Origin of the sequence: Xenorhabdus szentirmaii DSM 16338 (assembly GCF_002632585.1) — a bacterium.
Classification (GTDB): domain Bacteria; phylum Pseudomonadota; class Gammaproteobacteria; order Enterobacterales; family Enterobacteriaceae; genus Xenorhabdus; species Xenorhabdus szentirmaii.
The window spans coordinates 768,071-784,763 of sequence record NZ_NIBV01000002.1; the positions used below are offsets into that span (position 1 = coordinate 768,071).

At 47.0% G+C, this 16,693-nt stretch carries 20 protein-coding genes; all 20 read left to right on the top strand.

The features are described from left to right. Positions 1 to 9: 9 nt before the first annotated feature. The gene (locus Xsze_RS13335) at positions 10 to 2,280 is read left to right on the top strand and encodes a DUF5906 domain-containing protein (protein ID WP_038241580.1); all 2,271 of its coding nucleotides are present in this window, start codon (positions 10 to 12) and stop codon (positions 2,278 to 2,280) included. 386 nt (positions 2,281 to 2,666) lie between these two features. Continuing rightward, entirely contained in the window at positions 2,667 to 3,065 is a 399-nt protein-coding gene (locus Xsze_RS13340; RefSeq protein ID WP_038241585.1) for an antiterminator Q family protein, read from the top strand. 427 nt (positions 3,066 to 3,492) lie between these two features. Beyond that, positions 3,493 to 3,678, top strand: a complete 186-nt coding sequence (locus Xsze_RS13345; RefSeq protein ID WP_038241588.1) for a phage holin family protein — start codon at positions 3,493 to 3,495, stop codon at positions 3,676 to 3,678. After that, positions 3,659 to 4,198 (top strand): lysozyme, encoded by a 540-nt coding sequence (locus Xsze_RS13350; protein WP_038241591.1) that lies wholly within the window; start codon positions 3,659 to 3,661, stop codon positions 4,196 to 4,198. The genes Xsze_RS13345 and Xsze_RS13350 overlap by 20 nt, the downstream gene beginning before the upstream one ends. Positions 4,199 to 4,297: 99 nt before the next feature. Beyond that, a complete protein-coding gene (locus Xsze_RS13355) occupies positions 4,298 to 4,747 on the top strand; it encodes a lysis protein (RefSeq protein WP_038241594.1) in 450 nt (149 codons plus the stop codon). Between the two features lie 98 nt (positions 4,748 to 4,845). Then, entirely contained in the window at positions 4,846 to 5,355 is a 510-nt protein-coding gene (locus tag Xsze_RS13360; protein WP_038241598.1) for a hypothetical protein, read from the top strand. 86 nt (positions 5,356 to 5,441) lie between these two features. Next, on the top strand, positions 5,442 to 6,014 hold the full coding sequence (locus Xsze_RS13365) for a terminase small subunit (RefSeq protein WP_038241602.1): 573 nt from the start codon (positions 5,442 to 5,444) through the stop codon (positions 6,012 to 6,014). 2 nt (positions 6,015 to 6,016) lie between these two features. Beyond that, positions 6,017 to 7,636, top strand: coding sequence for a bacteriophage TerL protein (locus tag Xsze_RS13370; RefSeq protein WP_038241603.1), 1,620 nt, complete (start codon positions 6,017 to 6,019; stop codon positions 7,634 to 7,636). After that, a complete protein-coding gene (locus tag Xsze_RS13375; RefSeq protein ID WP_038241606.1) occupies positions 7,636 to 9,309 on the top strand; it encodes a DUF1073 domain-containing protein in 1,674 nt (557 codons plus the stop codon). The genes Xsze_RS13370 and Xsze_RS13375 overlap by 1 nt, the downstream gene beginning before the upstream one ends. Beyond that, a complete protein-coding gene (locus Xsze_RS13380) occupies positions 9,257 to 9,919 on the top strand; it encodes a phage minor head protein (protein ID WP_167331031.1) in 663 nt (220 codons plus the stop codon). Before Xsze_RS13375 ends, Xsze_RS13380 begins: the two co-directional genes overlap by 53 nt. 32 nt (positions 9,920 to 9,951) lie before the next feature. Then, on the top strand, positions 9,952 to 10,278 hold the full coding sequence (locus Xsze_RS13385; protein WP_038241610.1) for a hypothetical protein: 327 nt from the start codon (positions 9,952 to 9,954) through the stop codon (positions 10,276 to 10,278). Positions 10,279 to 10,331: 53 nt separating this feature from the next. Continuing rightward, positions 10,332 to 11,555, top strand: coding sequence for a DUF2213 domain-containing protein (locus Xsze_RS13390; RefSeq protein WP_038241613.1), 1,224 nt, complete (start codon positions 10,332 to 10,334; stop codon positions 11,553 to 11,555). 4 nt (positions 11,556 to 11,559) lie between these two features. Beyond that, complete coding sequence (locus tag Xsze_RS13395) at positions 11,560 to 12,054, top strand: structural cement protein Gp24 (protein WP_038241617.1); 495 nt, start codon at positions 11,560 to 11,562, stop codon at positions 12,052 to 12,054. Between the two features lie 9 nt (positions 12,055 to 12,063). Beyond that, positions 12,064 to 13,002 carry a DUF2184 domain-containing protein gene (locus tag Xsze_RS13400; protein ID WP_038241620.1) on the top strand — a complete coding sequence of 313 codons (939 nt, stop codon included), beginning with the start codon at positions 12,064 to 12,066 and terminating at the stop codon, positions 13,000 to 13,002. Beyond that, on the top strand, positions 13,003 to 13,371 hold the full coding sequence (locus Xsze_RS13405) for an STY1053 family phage-associated protein (RefSeq protein WP_038241622.1): 369 nt from the start codon (positions 13,003 to 13,005) through the stop codon (positions 13,369 to 13,371). Continuing rightward, on the top strand, positions 13,352 to 13,762 hold the full coding sequence (locus Xsze_RS13410) for a DUF4054 domain-containing protein (RefSeq protein ID WP_038241624.1): 411 nt from the start codon (positions 13,352 to 13,354) through the stop codon (positions 13,760 to 13,762). The genes Xsze_RS13405 and Xsze_RS13410 overlap by 20 nt, the downstream gene beginning before the upstream one ends. Then, positions 13,759 to 14,301, top strand: coding sequence for a hypothetical protein (locus Xsze_RS13415; RefSeq protein ID WP_038241626.1), 543 nt, complete (start codon positions 13,759 to 13,761; stop codon positions 14,299 to 14,301). The genes Xsze_RS13410 and Xsze_RS13415 overlap by 4 nt, the downstream gene beginning before the upstream one ends. After that, positions 14,301 to 14,681 (top strand): hypothetical protein, encoded by a 381-nt coding sequence (locus Xsze_RS13420; protein WP_038241628.1) that lies wholly within the window; start codon positions 14,301 to 14,303, stop codon positions 14,679 to 14,681. Before Xsze_RS13415 ends, Xsze_RS13420 begins: the two co-directional genes overlap by 1 nt. Next, positions 14,678 to 15,217: a phage neck terminator protein gene (locus Xsze_RS13425; protein ID WP_038241630.1), complete on the top strand. Its 540-nt coding sequence runs from the start codon at positions 14,678 to 14,680 to the stop codon at positions 15,215 to 15,217. Before Xsze_RS13420 ends, Xsze_RS13425 begins: the two co-directional genes overlap by 4 nt. Positions 15,218 to 15,222: 5 nt before the next feature. Continuing rightward, positions 15,223 to 16,689: a DUF3383 domain-containing protein gene (locus Xsze_RS13430; protein WP_038241632.1), complete on the top strand. Its 1,467-nt coding sequence runs from the start codon at positions 15,223 to 15,225 to the stop codon at positions 16,687 to 16,689. The last annotated feature ends 4 nt before the right edge of the window (positions 16,690 to 16,693 follow it).

The window sequence follows — 16,693 nt, forward strand, 5'->3', positions numbered from 1 at the left end:
TGTACCTATATGTTAGAACAAAAACGCTGGGGAGCATCGCCAGAAGCGTGGTTCCATCTCGATCTGATAATGGGTTGTACAGAAAAGTTGTTACCTGTTGTGTGTAACCCTAATGCCCAGGTTTCCCCCGATTCATCGTTAAAAAGCATTGGTAAGACACCCAGCCGCTACAATCGTTCACGGCAAGTAGTGGGTATTCCTAAATGGACGGAAAAAATATCGACTGATTCCGATATTACTGCGTGGGCAAAAGAACCTGATTACGGTATTTGCATGCGTACGGGATTAGGTGAGCTGGCGATAGATTGCGATAGTGAAAATGGAAACGTACAGGCACAAATCCAAGCATTGTTAATCAAGATACTTGGTAAGTTGCCTCCTCGCCGTTATCGCGATAACTCGAACAAGTGCCTGTATCTTCTGTCAGTGAAGGGCGAATACCGCAAACGTATTCACCGTCTGGCGAATGATTTAGGCATCATTGAGCTGTTGGCCGATGGTCAGCAATTTGTTGCAGCGGGTACGCACCCCAGCGGCGCACGTATTCAATGGGATGGTGGCTTGCCAAGTGATCCGCTTGAAGTCACACCGGAACAGTTAGAAATGTTGTGGTCGGCACTGGCGGAGCATCTGCCCGTTACCAGTTCGACTGAGGCTAACGCTGCCGGTAAGTTACGCGACCGGAGTATTGTCACACCCAATGCCACTGATGAAATCGCCGACTATCTGGATGCGAACGGTTGGACAGTATCGTTTGGTAAAAACGGTGAGCGCTACATCAAATGCCCGTTTGAAAGTGGGCATAGCATTGAAAGTGATACCACCAGTACCGCGTATTTTCCTGCTGGGACTGCGGGTTTCGAACAGGGCCATTTCAAATGTTTGCATGGTTCATGCGCGCATCGTAACGATGGTGATTTCAAGATTGCTATTGGATTCGGTAAGGATGACTTTGAAGATTTGACCGAGTTAAAAGAAGACGAGCCAGCATTTACCGATATCGATATGGATATGACCAGCCATTTTCTTGAGCGGTTTATCTATGTGGTAAAAGGCGACCAAGTTTGTGATCTGTCCCGGCCGCCGTACCGTAGCATCATGGATATGAAGTCCTTTAAGAACCTGATGGCACCTTATCAGTTCCCTGCGGTAGGTAAGGGTAAGAAAGAACCTGTGCCTGCAACTAAGAAATGGTTGGAACACCCCAAAAAGGTGGTAGCTGAAACGATCGGCTATCGTCCCGGAGAAGGGCGCTTGATTCGGGGGCTTGATGGTTGGCTGGAGATCAACGAATTCTACTTACCTCAACACCCGAAAGTAACCAATTTTGATAAGGTTAAAAACGTTTTTCTCAAACATATGGATTATTTGCTGCCGGATGAAAAACAACGATTGTTCTTTATCGCTCGCCTTGCATGGATGGTACAGCGACCTGCACGTCGTTGTCCTATTACCACGCTACATATCTCGGTACTGCATGGTACTGGGCGTGGTTGGGTTATCCAGCTCATGGAAGCCATATTAGGTGTTTGGAATTGTACCCGCGCAAAGATGGATGTGATTTGTGCGAACCAGTTCCATGATTATCTTTACCACTCGCTGTTATGTACGGTCGATGAGGTGAAGGAGAACATCGATACACGTTATTCGATTAACGATCAGCTTCGAGATTTACTGACTGAACCGCGATTTGAGGTGAATAACAAATACGGTAAGAAAATAACAATGGATATTTTCACCAGTTTTTTGTTTTTCTCTAACCATATCGATGCGCTTTTTTTACCAGAAGAAGATCGCCGTATTGCCGTGTTGGGTGGCCCTGATTTTTTACAGAACGAAAACTATTTCAATCCCTTATATCAGGCATTAAAAGATCCTGAGTTTATCGCACAGGTCTATTGGTATCTGATGGCGGTTAATTTGGATGAGTTCGACTGGCAACGTGCCCCTGAGACCGAAGAACGGCGGTTAATGATAGAGAGTAGCCGCTCAGATGTAGATACCGTGCTGTTTGAATTAATTGCAAATCCTCCGGTGGCGGCTATGACTTATCAACAGATAGTGAATTATATCGCTTTGGACATTGGTCTTGAGGCAGATATCAACCCAAAACGAGTAAGTAATATTCTTCGTAGTAAGGGTTTGAGTCAGGCAAGTGCCATTAAGTTTAACGGTAAAAAAGAACGACCTTGGCTTTTAGCAAAGAATTATAAGGCTAGCAGTAATGAACATATTCGTGCTGAACTGGAAAAATGCGAAAAATTGCTAAATGTAGTGTGAAAAGGTGGCAGATGGTGGCAGATAAAATGCTATCTGCCACCTTGTAAAATGCTTATTAAACAATATGTTAAATATAAAAGGTGGCGGGTGGCAGTTGTTTTAAAGATATACATGTACGCGCACGCACACACGCACATGTGCGCATGTATTTATTTTAAAAATATCTGCCACCTGCCACCGAAAAACGGTAAAGCTAGTGTTCACAAGGTGTTAAGCAGGTGGCAGTTTCATTTTTATCTGACACCTCACTTGCCTCCTAATGGGAAAATAAGTCGCGAGAGGCCATTAACCTTGTTTCTTAGCGCTAAAAACACACACCGGCACGTAAGCGCGACGGCTTTCAGTGAAAAAAATTCAGGATACATAAAACTACAGGGTAAAATTCTATGCGTGATATTCAACAAGTGTTAGTTCTTTGGGGAGGCTGGACGACATCAGACGTCAACTTGAAAGTAGGCTGGTCGCCAGTTGCTGCGGGATTCAGCGGCTTGCTGCCTGCCAGTGGCACCAGCCGACCAACGTGCAGCGACGAGGATGGATTGATTATCGATATCTGCGTTGCAAGGCTACGCGCGAGAGGGCGCGAAGAAGAGTTCGATTACATCAAGCAGCATTACATGCTCGGCTATTCCAAACGGGAAATAGCGCGCGACCTTCGGGTATCTGAGAGCTTAGTCAGGCACAAGATGCAGGTCGCAGAGAGCTTTATCGCGGGCTGCTTAGAAATGCTTGATATTCAATTAGATATGGATTTATCGATTAAAAAACAAACAATCAGGCATTGAAAGCTAGTGCGCTGCGCAAAAAGTGTGTTATTGTGCTAAAAATGGTTTTTTATATCCTGAGAAAAGGCGCTCAATTTAGAGCGCCTTTCTTTTTGGGCGAAAACTGAAAACTTGGAAAAATAGCGATTAGGCAATCAAATTTATGCGAACTGCAATAGTGGTGATTTGTTAATGAAATGTTATACCGAAAATTAGCTCATTGTAGGCGAGAAGATTGTGATTTTTGAGGCTTAGACGGTGTTTTTTAGCTGAGTTGCAAATCTCGGGTTCGTCTAAGACTCATTATGTTAAATAGGACCGTTTTTTAACAAATTATCTATGCCATAGGCTGCACTTAAGGTGTGGCCTTTTTCATTTCTGGTGCCAGCAATTACGGCGCTTTTTATACTAACTCACCTAATGGTCACTCCGTCAGTGGGGTGGAAATATGCGTATGGACAAATACACAAGCCCCACTGCGTACACATGGGGAGCATTCACAACGATTTTTGGGGCACTGTCATTGAATGACTGGGCCATTGTTATTGGCATTATCTGCACGATAGCCACCTTTGCGGTGAACTGGTATTACAAGCACAAGGAGCATACCCGCAATGACAAAGACCAAAACTAAATTAACGGCTTCTGTTATTGGTTTGGTGCTGTCCGGTGCAGGGGCTACGGCTATCCTTTCTCAGTTCTTGGATGAAAAAGAAGGTAACCGGCTATCCGCTTATCGTGATGCGGGCGGCATTTGGACTATTTGCCGGGGTGTCACCCGGATAGACGGCGTACCCGTTCGTCAGGGAATGAAACTAACCTCCAATCAATGCCAAGCCCTCAATGCCAAAGAAGCCGAACAAGCCATTGCATGGGTCAAACGTCATGTGCGAGTGTCGCTGACTGAACCTCAAATAGCCGGTATCGCCAGCTTCTGCCCGTACAACATTGGCCCTGGGAAATGTTTCTCTTCCACGTTCTATCGGAAACTCAACGAAGGGGACAGGAAAGGCGCTTGTGCCGAAATTAAACGCTGGATATTTGACGGCGGTAAAGACTGCCGGCAAACCCAAGGGCAAGCGAACGGCTGTTACGGTCAGGTTGAACGGCGTGCCCAGGAGTCGGAGTTAACGTGTTGGGGGTTAGATGAATAATCATTCATTGCCGGGACTGATGTTTTTGTTTGCTTTCATTTTGGCGGGTTTTGGTGCGAATGGTTGGGGCTGGTTTTTGTTCATAGGGGTATTGTTGCTATGAAAAAGCTGATAGTTGCTTTGCTCATAACCTTAGCGGGGGCTTTATATGCTGCGCAATACTACTACTCGAAGTACGATAGACAACTCGAAATTCACGAAGACAAGATAACCGAAATCCAGCAACTGACAGACACTATTAACTACCAGAACACGCACATCGAAATGCTGCATGAACTGGATGCTAAGCATACGGAGAAACTCGCCAATGATAAGATTGAAATCGACACTCTTCGGGCTGATGTTGCCGCTAGTCGTCGCAAGTTGCGCATCAAGGCAATCTGCCCCGTGCATGAAGCCATTCCCTCCGGCGGTGTGGTCGATGCAGGAACCCCACAACTTACAGAAGCAGCTCGACAAGATTATTTTCGTCTCAGAGAAATGATGGCGGAGAACGAACAACAGACTAAGTATTTGCAGGAATATATTAGAAGTCAGTGTAGTGAATGATGAGGTATTATATTTATTAATTTGCGTGATATTTACAGCCGACTTTTAAGAAAAAAGTTAATATAGCCTCCTGTTATTTACCCAACAGGAGAATAGTAATGACAAAGTATAGAGAGTTACAAAATCAGTTAAAGACCTACAACCACATGCAAAGTGAGTATTGGAACAGATTAAACAGAGAGTTTTATAATTTTGAGGAGCAGCTTATTGCGTATTTAGATGCAGGTTTATTTGATGGGTACGATAGTGAAACGAAGGAAAGAACAAATGTGGTTTTATTTGGTAATATTTGTAATGGTGAATTCAAAGTTAAAAAATCAACTGAACTTATAAAAAATGAAACCAATCCAAAGAAGCAGAAACTAGTATTTGCAGTGAAAATTTCAATTGGGTTAAGGTGTGGTAGCACTTACGATAGGTCTAGTGTTTTTGAATGTTCTTTACACGGGGCTTCTGAAAAGGTTTATGTTACGTTTATCACCAATAAATATAACCAATCTCGTGAAATAGAATGTAAAAAGACCCATGAAAAAATTGATTTTTTACCCGCGTGTGAGTATATATTTCAGAGTATGATGAGTGATATTAACTCGGAGACATTTAAATAAAGTTCTAAGCAAGCAATAACCTAAGCCTATTCCCTTAAGCCATCCGCCAAAAGCGGGTGGCTTTTTCTTTTTAAGGAACCCAAAACATGACCAGAGCAATAAAAATGACGACAAAACAGAAAATGTTTTGCCGCGAATATCTGGTCGATTTGAATGCAACACAGGCGGCAATCAGGGCGGGATACAGCCCGAAACGCGCGAGCGAGATTGGCTACCAGTTAATGCAAAAACCCTATGTTGTCGCGCTGATCGATGAGATGAAAGCAGAGCGCAATAAGCAACTGGGGATTGATGCGAACTATGTCCTGATGCGCCTTGTTGAAATCGATCAGATGGATGTGGCGGACATTTTGGAAGAAGACCTGAGCATCAAGCCGTTGTCTCGATGGCCGGAATCCTGGCGACGATACTTAAGCGGCTTCAATTTGGCGGAGATGTTCGAAGGCCGGGGGGATGAGCGCGATATGGTCGGCATTCTCAAGAAAATCAAATGGCCGGATAAGGTTAAGAACCTTGAATTGCTGGGTAAGCATGTTTCCGTTCAGGCCTTCCGCGAGAATGTGAAAGCAGAGCACACCGGCGCTAATGACGGCCCGATTGAGTTAGCCAACCTGACGGCAGAGCAGGCAGCAGATGCCTACAAGAAAATGATGAGGTGATTATGCCTGTTCCGTTTCCGTTTGATTTTCGCAACCCTGATTACAACGCGGTGTTTGAATGGCGGATGGAGCGGTTACAACGTATTCGCCAAAATCCCGCGTTATTACCCCCGATGCGGGCATTTTACAAGGATAATCCGGGGCAATTTATTATCGACTGGGGCATGACCGTTGACCCGCGTAATGTGGAACGGGGATTACCTGCCCGTATTCCTTTTATCCTGTTCCCGCGTCAGGAAGAGTGGATAGCGTGGTTTATGGAATGCTGGCGATTGCAAGAGCCAGGCATTACCGAAAAAACCCGTGATATGGGCATTAGCTGGCTGACTATAGCCACTGCTACATCGATTTGCCTATTCAATCGAGGTGTCGCGGCGGGCTTCGGCTCCCGTAAAGAAGAGTACGTCGATAAGTTGGGTTCGCCTAAGTCACTTTTTGATAAGGCGAGGAACTTTATCAACCTATTGCCCGCAGAGTTTCGGGGTACGTGGGATATGCGCAAACATGCGCCTCATATGCGCATTCTTTTCCCGGATACCGAATCGGTCATGACTGGTGAAGCCGGCGACGGGATTGGACGCGGTGACCGTGCTTCGTTCTATTTTGTCGATGAAGCCGCATTTCTAGAACGCCCTGAGCTGGTGGATGCGTCATTGTCAGCTACTACCAACTGCCGACAGGATGTTTCGACACCTAACGGTATGGCGAACTCATTTGCCCAACGCCGACACAGCGGGCGTATTTCCGTTTTTACGTTCCATTGGCGGGATGACCCACGCAAAGATGATGCGTGGTATGCCAAACAGAAAGAGAAACTCGACCCAGTCACGTTAGCGCAGGAAGTCGATATTAACTATCAGGCTTCGGTCGAAGGGATCCTTATTCCCTCCGAATGGGTTCAATCTGCGATTGATGCACATATCAAGCTGGGCGTTCAACCCACAGGTATTCGCATGGGCGCGATGGACGTTGCCGATGAGGGCAAGGATAAAAATGCGTTTTCATGGCGCGACGGTTTCTTGTTAAACGGTATTGAGGAATGGTCAGGTAAAGGCTCGGATATTTACGGCTCTGTTGAAAAGGTCTTTGGCTGGTGCAGTACACACAATTTAGGGGCTTTCCGGTTTGACAGTGATGGATTGGGGGCGGGTGTTCGGGGTGATGCCCGAATTATCAATGACCAACGCAAAGCGCTGCGAATGCCACTTATCACTGCAACGCCATTCCGGGGCAGTGGGGCAGTATTTGATCCGGAAGGGGAAGCCGTACCGGGGGATGCGTTCAGCGCAGCACGGCTGAATCAGGACTTTTTCGCCAATGCCAAAGCACAGGCGTGGTGGTCATTGCGAACCCGATTCCAAAAAGTTCATCGTGCCATGAGCGAAGGGCATTTTTATAACCCTGATGAACTGATATCCATTTCGAGCGAAATCCCGCTGAAAGACAAACTGGTCATTGAGTTATCGCAGCCGACCTATTCGGTAAATGGTGTCGGGAAAATTGTCGTGGATAAAAAACCGGACAGCACGAAAAGCCCGAACTTGGCGGATGCAGTCATGATCAACTACGCCCCGATGGATACCTCTATGGAAATTTGGGAATTATTAGGACGAGGTGCTTAATGGCGAAAAATCGCAAAATACAACCCACAGTGGACAGTTACGAAAATATGCTGGCCCGTATCGGGATGAGCACGCCTAACCAACATGCGGCATCAACATATCGTCCGAACTGGACAAGCCGTAACAGAACACTGATTGAATATGCTTACCGTTCGTCATGGATAATCGGTGCAGCGGTGGATTCGGTGGCCGACGATATGACGCGCAAGGGCTTTCGCATTACCTCGGAGATAGATCCAAAGGCAAGGGGCATTTTGGAATCGCAGTTTGATGAGCTGGAGCTGTGGGAAAACCTGAACAATATCATCAAATGGTCAAGGCTCTATGGCGGCGCGGTGGGACTCATTCTGATAGAAGGGCAAGCCCCGTTTACACCATTAAGACCGGAAACCATTGGCAAAGGTCGGTTTAAAGGGTTACTGCCACTTGACCGCTGGCAGGTTGAGCCAGATTTAAATCGCCGTATCAAGGACATTGGTAAGGATTTGGGCAAACCTGAATTCTATAACATTGCTAATACCGGCCGAGGCATTCCAGCATGGAAAATCCATCATAGCCGCCTGATACGGTTTGATGGTGTGACACTGCCGTATCAACAAGCCCAGACTGAAAATGAGTGGGGGATGTCCGTGGTTGAACGCATCTATGATCGCCTCACGGCTTTCGACAGTTCGACAATGGGTGCAGCACAGTTGGTTTATAAGGCACATCTGCGTACTTACAGTATTGACAAGCTGCGTGAAATCATCGCGATGGGCGGTGCCCGATTAGATGCCTTACTCAAACATATGGACATGATCAGGCAGTTTCAGAGTAATGAAGGCATGACCTTGATGGATAAATCGGACGTGTTCGAAACCCATCAATATTCGTTCAGCGGCTTAGATAAGGTTTTAGCCCAGTTTGCCGAACAAATATCCGGGGCAGTGGGTATCCCGTTGGTGCGGTTGTTTGGTCAGTCTCCACAAGGTTTTTCGACAGGGGATGCTGACCTAGCTAACTACTACGATAACATCGGCACCCAGCAAGAACGCCGATTGCGCCAACCTATTCGGCGATTATTAGATGTGATGCACCGTTCAGAGTTCGAACAGCCATTACCGGACGATTTTACTTTCGAGTTTAACCCGCTATGGCAAATGTCTGATCTCGACCGCTCTACCATTGCGGTAAATACCGTTAATGCACTAAATGGGGCACTGGATGGCGGCATGATGAACCTTAAGGCGGCCATGAATGATTTGCGGGAGATGGCGGATGTCACGGGTATTGGCGGTTCAATAGCGGATGAAGACATTAACAATGCGGAAGATGGCTCACCGCCTCAGCTTGGCGAATTAGGCAATCTCCTACAACCAGCGAATGCGGAGGCAGCAGGAAATGCGGATTTAAACGGTGCTCAAATTTCCAGCATGGTGGAGATTGTTAGTTCAGTAGCCGCGGGAATGCTGCCTCGGGATACCGGCATTCAGATGCTGATTTCGTCCTATCGCATGACGCCACAAGAAGCCGAAAAAATCATGGGGAGCGTAGGCAATGGTTTTGTCGCGAAAGAGGAAGAGAACGCCTCCGAAACTATCCCGCCAACCGGAAAACCAGTATCGAACGAGTCTACGGGCGATAGCACAGGCGGTAGGCGAGATCGTAAGCGGTTCTTACGATGGTTCAAATGATTCGGTCACGGAAATCATGGCGGCACTGGACAGTTACAGTGAGTTAATTACACCGTGGGCGCAACGGGTAGCACAGCGCTTTGCCCTTGATGTGAACCGCCATAACGAAAAACAGTGGCGGGTACGTAGCCAACAAATCAGCCAAGAACTGCGCCATCTGGTGGATAACGCCCCGGTAGGTCAGGTCATGCGCTCCATCATTGAAGAGCAAGTTAAGTACATCAAGTCACTGCCCATAGAGGCGGCAAACCGCGTATATGACATTCACAATCAGGCCATTGAAGCGGTGGTCACAGGCGGTCGCCATGAGCCGTTCGCACAGAAAATTGTCCGAACCGGTGAAGTGGCAGTATCACGGGCGAAACTCATTGCCCGAACTGAAATGGGCAGGGCAGAAGTAGCGTTAACTCAAGCGCGGGCGTTGTCGATTGGCTCTACCGGATACATCTGGCGCACAGCACATGATGGCGATGTCCGGGACTCTCATCAACACATGGAAGGGCAATTTGTTGAATGGGGCAAGCCACCTACCTTAGACGGATTAACCGGTCATGCCGGTACTCTGCCTAATTGCCGTTGTTACTGCGAAGTCGTCATTCCTGAGGCATAATAACTGTTTTATCAATAAGTAAGGTACATATGATGTCTACAGGTTATTTTCTAACAAAAGGGCAAATTGATATTTATGGGTGTACTGCATTTGGGATTCATTTAAGTTCTAGGCATGGAATAGCCTATGAACTGGCTGAAATGCTTCTATTTGCGGAAGGGCTGGAAAAGAAAGGACTCACTCGATATGTTGAAAGTATCTTTTATGATTCAGGTTCATGTACATGTAATTTTGAGTTTACGCATGATGTGGAAAAATACAGCAAAATAGCCGATCAGATAGAATTAGTTGCGATGGAACATATTTCTCAATTTGAGATATTTGACAATATATGCCATGGCAATACTCAGCGAAACTAGTTATTGGTTAATAGGGCCCTGCATAGCAGGGCTTTTTTATGTAAAGGCCATCCATGAAATATTTCTTTACTAGCCGTCTTGGTAACACGCGTTATCAACTGGCTGATGGTTCCCTATTGTGTAAAGACGTTCCCATTGCCAGAACGGGAACGCAGCTTTATTCCGCTTTTGATCTACCCAGTTTAGAGCCGGATGATGAGGGGGAAATTGTGGTTGAACGTTCCCCCTCTGAAGTATTCCACGAGGCGACACTGGCCTCATTCGAGGGAATGACTATCACAATACAGCACCCCGAAGACAACGCCGGAAATATCATGTTTGTAGACCCTGATAACTGGCGTGAATTGGCGTATGGGCATGTTCAAAATGTCCGACGTGGTGAGGGAGAACAATCTGATTTGATGCTGGCAGATTTGATCATCAAAGATACGGAAGCAATGTCAGCCATTGATGCGGGATTTGATGAGGTGTCGTGTGGCTACAACGCGGAATATCGGCAGATAACCAACGGAAAAGCGGAACAATATCAAATTACAGGTAATCATGTGGCTCTGGTACAAGATGGCAGAGCCGGTACACGTTGTTCAATTGGAGATAGTATGTCTAATACAGCACAAAAATGGTTTAACAGCCTGAAACGGGCGGTAAAAACCAAAGACTCGGCCGCTATGGAAGAGATGCTAAACAATGCGCCTGAGTCCATAACTGGTGACGAAGGCACGGGGGAATTGCCCAAAGCAATTAATATTAATATCAGCCCACAACAACCCCTGCCCAAAGAAGATCCAGAAATGAAAACAGGCGATGAGCAAGTTCCTGAATGGGCAAATGCGATACTTGCCCGTCTGGATGCTTTGGAAGGTAAAGCAAGCACGGGCGATAACGTTACCGATCCAAAAGATAAAGCGCAAATAGGGGATGATGACGAAAAAGACGAAAAAGACGAGAAGGAAGAAAAAATTACTGGAGACTCAGCATATAAAGCGGAGCTGATTATACCGGGAATTGACTTGGCTACACCGTCTAAATTGACCGCGTTTAAACGTCGGGTACTGGTCAGTGCAGATCAGGCGATGGTACGAAATATCGTAGGCGATGCCGAAATCAAAAAGCTGCCTAAACGTGTCGTTGATATGGCCTTTAATGCAGCAGCTGAACTGGCGAAAGGCCGTAATACCCAAGCAACGGGTGATTCCCTTCGCAATAAATCCTCTGGCAATCACATTGCCGACCTGAATAAAGCCAACGCCGAATTCTGGGCAAACAGGAGTAAATAACATCATGACAGCATATTTAAAGCGGATGCCTGTAGGCATTGCCGGGGATATCTCACGCCGACAGGATATGACCGTTGAACCCGTTGTACTTAAATCAGCGAACTTGTTTCCTGCTTACGGGTTGGTGGGAAAGTACGACGATAATGGCTATTTCGTACCGTTGGCGGATGGGGATACGGCAGACAAGATCCAGGGGATTTATGTCCGCCCCTATCCTACAACCAGTATGCCAGACAAGGCTTACATAATCGGAACAAACAACAATTACACAGGCGATAACCTGAAACGAGGGTACATGACCGTTAAATTGGACGGTGACGCATCCAGCATTAAAAAAGGGGCTCCAGTCTATGTGCGGGTAGGAAAAGCCGCCAAGGAAAGCCCATTAGGGAGTTTTTTAAATACGGAAATTCCGGGTGAAACGGTACTGCTTCCACAAGCCCAGTTTACGGGCGCGGGCGATGCCGAAGGCAACGTTGAAATTTCTTACAAGATTTAAGGGAAAAACATGCTTACATTTGATCAACGCACCATAGATAACAGCGGTACGTTTTTGGTGGGAGAGTTGGAACGCTTAGACCAGACGCTTAATTTGCCATTGGTGCAGTATACCCATAGTCGCGATATTCAATACCGCGAGGATGTGACCATCGCCGATGAAATGGCAACATGGACAAATACGCAATTCGCTGCGGCAGGCTCCACCAACCCGAACGGTAAAAACTGGATCAGTGGAGACGCAACGGCACTCGCAGGTGTCAGCGTGAAGATTGACAGAGACGGTAATCCATTGACGTTGTGGGGAATGGAATTGGGCTGGACAGTGATAGAACTGGATGCCGCACAACAGGTAGGACGCCCAATTGATTCCCAAAAGCACGACGGTATGATGCTGAAATGGAATATGGATATTGACGAGCAGGTTTATATGGGTGACGAAGGACTGGGACTACAAGGCCTTCTGAACCAAAAACAGGTTAATTTCAGCAATGCCCGTAAACCGTGGGCACAGTCTACACCGGATGAAATTCGCGAAAGTATCAACCAGATATTGAGTGATGCGTGGGCACACTCCGCGTACACAATGGTGCCAACCGATTTGTTAATTCCGCCTGAGCAGTTTGCGTTATTGTCATCCATTATAGTTTCTTCGGCAGGTAATCAATCCCTGTTAACGTACCTGAAAACCAACACAATCGCATATCACCAAAACGGTATTCCGTTGGATATCCGTGCAGTGAAATGGGCAAAAGGGGCAGGTGTGGCAGGTAAAGACCGGGCTATCGCTTATACCAATGACAAGAAGTTTGTTCGCTTCCCCATGGTGCCCTTGCAAAGCATCCCAATCCAGTATCGTAGCCTGTATCAAATAGTAACGTATTACGGCAAATTAGGTGCGGTTGAGCTGGTCTACCGTGAATCATTGAACTATATGGACGGTATCTAAATGAAAATCAGGGTACATACGGCATTTCGATTTACTCATGATAACGGTGAATCAGAAGTTTTTAATATCGGTGTCCACAAGGTTCTCCCAGAGATCGCACAACATTGGTTTGTACAAGCCCATGCGGAGCCTCTTGATACGGTAACGGAAACAACACCGGCAGATTACGACGCTGAACTGACTGAGCTTCGTGCATCAATAACCGGATTATCTGAGCAATTGGGTGAACGTGACAAACAGATTGCTGAACTGAAACAACAGCTCGAAGAGCGGGACACCCAAATTGGGGAATTGTTGATACGAGACAATAACTCGCAGGGCGAAAACCCGCCTACTAACGGGGGTAAAAATGGGGGCAACAAGAAATAGACTGCTGCCCTCCATTGCCCAGTTTCGCCTCGACTTCCCGCAGTTCTCTGATAAAGCCCAATTCCCTGATGCTCAAATACAATTCCGGTTAAATCTGGCGGATAAACAGTTGGATGAAAACCGGCTGGGGGACATGTTTGTCTACCTGGTCGAGCTGATGGTTGCCCACTACATGGCGCTATGGGCAGCGGATAGTCGGTCAATGGCGATAGGCGGTGCGGGGGGCGCTAATAGCGGTGTTGTGTCATCCAAATCGGTAGATAAGGTCAGTGTCAGCTATGACACAGGCGCAACGCTTAATCCGAATGCGGGGTTTTGGAATAACACCCGCTACGGCTCCGAGTTCTACGAAATGTTGATGATGTTCGGGGCGGGAGGTATCCAGTTATGAAAAGCGGTCTCACTATTAAAGTGGATAAAGCTAACGCGATTTTGGATGCGCTGAAAACTCTCGGCAATCGTGATGTTTTGGTTGGGGTTCCTGCTGAGAATAGCAGCCGTGATGATGTACCGTTCGGTAATGCCGGTATCGGCTATATCAATGAATTCGGCTCACCAGCCCAAAATATTCCGGCGCGCGCCCATCTTCGCCCAGGCATTCGCTCCGTGGAAGAACGAACTACGGAGCAATTGAAAATCGCGGCGAATGCAGTGCTGGACGGCAAGCAAGACAAGGCTGAAAAGGCCCTGAATAAAGCGGGAATAATCGCTGTGAATGGTGTGAAAAATTTCATGACTTCACATGATTTTGAACCTCTCGCTGACCCCACGGTTGAGGCTCGTGCCAGGCGGGGGCGTAAAGCTGCTAAAGCTGAAATGGAAAACAGAAAGGCAGGTATCGCACCTAATAATGCTAATGCCCGGCCACTTATCGACACGGGTGCTTACCGTCGTTCCATCACCTATGTTGTGCGGAATAAGGGGGAATAATGCCATTTTTAGATGTGACAGAGGTTCTTTCTGATCCTGATTTTTGCGATCCTTCACTGACTTACAAACGTCGAAAATCTGTGATTGATGATGATGGAATTCCAAGTACACAGGAAACTATCACTCAGTTTTCAGGCGTAGTCACAGTAGACCGCTCTATTGAGGCGCAGCTTCGTATGTCAGGCCAGACAGTGACAGGCAATATCTTGATTGTCACCACTGAGAGGCTAATAGCGGGCGCAACGGGGCATATCGGGGATATTGTTACTTATCAAAACCGCGAATATCTGGTGAAGTCCGTTGATCCTTATACGGCTTATGGGGCAGGCTTTGTGCAGGCACATTGTGAACTGATGCCATTCGATGGCGGTTCACCATGAACTCCTCAGAACAGGCAGGTTGGCTGATACCGAATAACGAACTTGTTTACGATGAGGCGTTGGAAAGGTTACTAAGCCAATGGCTGCGAGGCCTATCTGGTTTATCCAATGGAATGGTACGCCCACGTTGGACTCCTGTTCCGGTTGCGCAACCATCAGCAAATACAGACTGGTGCGGCTTTAGTATATCGGAAATTCCTGCGGATGATAACCCCGCGTTTGCCAACCAGATGGATGAACACAGCGAACTCTGGCGGCATGAAGAGATTGAGTGTTCGGCATCATTTTATGGCCCTCGCAGCCAAGGGTATGCCAGCCGCTTTCGTGATGGTCTCGGCATCAGCCAGAACAACGCTGAACTTAACCTTCTTGGGTTGTCGGTCGTCAAATATTCCCGGATCACGTCTTTTCCTGAATTCATTAATAACCAGTGGGTACGCCGCTATGACATCACTGTCACACTGCGGCGCAAAGTGATTCGTCGGTACAGCATTAAATCACTGACGAGTGTACCGATTAAATTTTTTGGAGATTAAACCCTATGCAGGGCTTACCTATTTCAAACATTGTTAACGTCAAAGTTAACATGGCACCGCGCGCTGCTTCGTCCAGAAACTTTGGTTCGTTGTTGATAGTCGGTGCCAGCAATGTGATTAATACGCACGAACGGCTGCGTTACTACACTGATATCGAAGGTGTAGGCGCAGATTTTGGCATGGATACCCCAGAATATCAGGCCGCTGCGCGGTACTATTCGCAATCCCCACAACCTATTGATTTATATATCGGACGTTGGGCAAAAGAATCAGTATCAGCAGTTTTGCGGGGAGCAGTTCTTTCACGTGCGGAACAAATCCTAAACCGCTTTACCTTCATTACTGATGGCTCGTTTAAGCTGAGCATTGATGGTAAAGAGGCCACTATATCAAGTATTGATTTCAGCAAAGAAACCAACCTGAACGGAATTGCTGAGCGGGTGGCTGAAAAGTTGAAAAATGCGACCGTATTGTGGGATAGCATTTCTTCCCGCTTCGCAATCTCACTGCAATCATCTGGGAAACTGGGCTATATCACTCGTGCAGACAATGGCACTTATATTGGTGATGTACTGAAACTGGATGAGCTATCCGGTGCAACGGTCATTGGTCCGACACAACCGGAGACCATTGCCGACGCAGTAGCAACGTTGGGTTCAATGTCGAATGCATGGTATGGATTGGTTATCGCGGATAATACGCTGTCTGACCGTGATGTGTTGAGCGTTTCACGGTATATCGAATCGGCATCTGTTTCTCGTATTTACGGGCATACGGTTGCTAAAACGGATGTACTTGATCCCGATACTGTAACAGACATTGGTTCTCAACTTAAAAGTGCCTTTATCGGCCGTACACTCTGGCAGTACTCCGCGCAACCTTATGCCGTAGCCTCATTGTTTGGGCGTATGTTCACAGTCAATTTTCAGGGTAACAACACCACAGTAACCCTGAAATTCAAACAAGAACCTGCCATCAGTGCAGAATCCCTGACAGCAACACAGGCGAATGCATTGAAAACGAAATCCGGTAACGTTTTTGTTCACTACAACAACGACACTGCCATTATCCAAGAAGGTGTGATGGCAAACGGTACATTTATTGATGAGCGCCACGGGTTGGACTGGTTGCAAAATTATGTTCAGACCAATCTTTATAACCTGATGTATACCTCAACGACCAAGATATCCCAGACCGATGAGGGTGTTACTCAGTTGCTGGTGAACGTTGAACAATCACTGGCTCAGGGGGTGACTAATGGATTGATAGCACCGGGTGTTTGGGGTGGGGATGCATTCGGGGCACTGAATCGGGGCGATATGCTGACTAAAGGTTACTACACCTACGCACAACCTATTGCTGAGCAGGTACAGGCTGAGCGCGAGAAACGCAAAGCTCCGGTTATTCAATGCGCTATCAAACTCGCGGGTGCTGTGCATTTCGCCGATGTCATTATTAACGTAAACAGGTAATCAC